At 37.0% G+C, this 2,362-nt stretch carries 1 protein-coding gene; it reads right to left on the bottom strand.

Annotation, left to right across the window (positions count from 1 at the left end; genetic code table 11):
* A partial coding sequence (locus tag RCH62_RS05450) for a Spy0128 family protein (protein ID WP_306474807.1) occupies positions 1–2,276 on the bottom strand: 2,276 nt, incomplete at its 3' end.
* Between the last annotated feature and the right edge of the window lie 86 nt (positions 2,277–2,362).

Genomic DNA, 2,362 nt, shown 5'->3' with positions numbered 1-2,362 from the left:
TCATTTGTCGCTACGTCAACACCTTCAACTTCTTTACCGTTTGATGATGTTGCAACAACATTTCCGCCTTCACTCAATTCGAATTCGAATTGTTCTTTAGTAAGTTCTTTACCTACTAATTCCTTAGTTGCTTTAATGACAGCTTCTGCTGGAGTAGCTTTATAGGTATTTGTAAACTCACGAGCTTCGTCAGCTTCTGTGACAGTCGCTACGAGTTTACCTTCACCATTATCTACAACTTTAACATGAACTGTATAGCTTTCCTTAGAGTAAGTAATTCCTTCTGCTGTACCAGCTTTTTCTGTAATTGTATATTCGTGGTCTCCAGCTTCAGTATAGAGAACTGAGAAGACTACTTCATTTGTTGCTGCTTCAACACCATTGACTGTCTTACCATTTGAAGACGTTGCAATGACTTTACCACCTTCGCTCAATTCAAACTCAAATTGTTCGTTAGCAAGTTCTTTACCTACTAAATTTTTAGTTGCTTTGAATGTAGCACGAGCTGGTGATGGCTCATATGTGTTTGTTAAAGTTGGTGCTTGAGTTGTAACCTCAGCTTTAAGTGTTCCACCTTCAGCTTTAACAACAACTGTTACTTCGTATGAATTCTCATCAAATGTAATACCTGGAACTTTAGTTTCAGTATTTTCCTTGATGACATAGTTGTAGGTACCAGGACCTTTAGCTTTCAAACCTTCAAATGTGATGCTTCCATCTGCTTTGTTTGTTGTTGAAGCAATTGGAGTAGTCAAGTTATTTGCATTGTACAAATCAAACTTGAACTCACCATCTTTTAAGGCTACTGGACGATTTCCAGCAATTACTTTCTTAGCAGTGATTGAGAAATCTGCTGCGATTGGTTCATCTTGAAGGTTGATCTTAGAACCTTCAGCTCCAAGAGTTACCTTGTATTCTTTTTCATCAAGAGTATATCCAGCAGGAGCTGTTTTCTCTTTGATGATGAATGTCTTACCAACATATTTTTGATCAAACTCATCAGAGATTGCCACACCTTTTTCATTTGTAGTCAATTCTGTAGTGATAGTTCCATCTTCTGACTTCACTGTATAAACAGCGCCTGCAACTGGAACCAATGTGAAGGCATTTGTCTTGTTGATCTTAATCTTGAAGGCTGTAGAAGCTTCGATTTGTCCTTTTACAAGAGATACACGTTCAGCTTTGAAATCTAAATTTGTACGATTGCTACGTTGAGTAAGTGCAGTTCCATCTGCTTTAGTCAACTGGATAACGTTTTGAACTTTTCTACCATCACCTGGTGTTGTGGTATGGTATTCTACCCAATACGATTTAGATCCATCTGCAAAGATAAGGTTAAACTGAGTATAGTTTTCATTCCAAGCTACAGTATAGTCAGTACCTTCTACCATCTTCTTAGCATCAGAAGGAACTTGAGAAGTTCCATCGTTCAATGTTGCAGAAGAATAAACTACCAATGACTCTGGGATATACTGGATAGGAGCAAACTCAGATGTATTTGGAAGGAAGTCATTCAAAACTAAGTTCTTACCATAGTCTTGTCTTCCTGTGTTAACACGAATTCTCCATGGAGAGTAAACATCTCCTTTACCTACTGAACCGATAGCTGCTAACTTATCTGAAGTCCATTCTTTACTTACAACATCGTTACCAACCTTAGCATAGTTTTCGAAACCTTCTTGTTTGCTATCAACTGTCTTAGATGTAAAGGTATGTGTGATGGTCTTCCCAACACCTTTATTTTCAAAGGTGAGCGGTGTTGCTGTTTGGTCACTCTTAAATAGGAAAGTAATTGCATAATTTCCTTTCACACCCTTGACGATGTCTCCACCAGTTTTGGCTTGGAACTCATCTAGGTTTTTCAAAGTAACACGAGCCTTACCGCCTTGGTTATCACCATTAGCAGTCACAACTACTGTACCGATATTTACTTTTGTTTCCTTATCGTACAATTCAGTTGTTCCATTATAGACGGTTACTGGAGTTGGAATATCCACATCAAAGTAATCGCCATTAGCCAATTTACCATCATATTGTTTCAGGTCAAATTGAACGAAGAACTGATTTGAACGATTTGTAATAATCTGATAAGTACCATCACTATTCGGTTCCAATTTGGAATCCGACATATTGAGGACACTGATGTCAGTTACTACACCTGTCAATTCTTTCCCATCTGCAAAAGCAACATTATTTGATGTAAATAATGTTCCCAAGATGGTCAGAATCGAGACAAAAAATATTAAAAACGGCTTAATTTTAAACTTTTTCACCATTAAATATTTCCTTCTTCCTACACTTTTTTAATAATCATATTTAAAAAACCAACACCGTTTCTTAAATACGTTGAATTATTTAGAAT

This window comes from Streptococcus sp. (assembly GCF_030825805.1).
In the GTDB taxonomy this organism is placed as follows: domain Bacteria; phylum Bacillota; class Bacilli; order Lactobacillales; family Streptococcaceae; genus Streptococcus.
The sequence above is the reverse complement of the archived record's forward strand: the minus strand, read 5'-3'. Positions and strand labels throughout refer to the sequence as shown.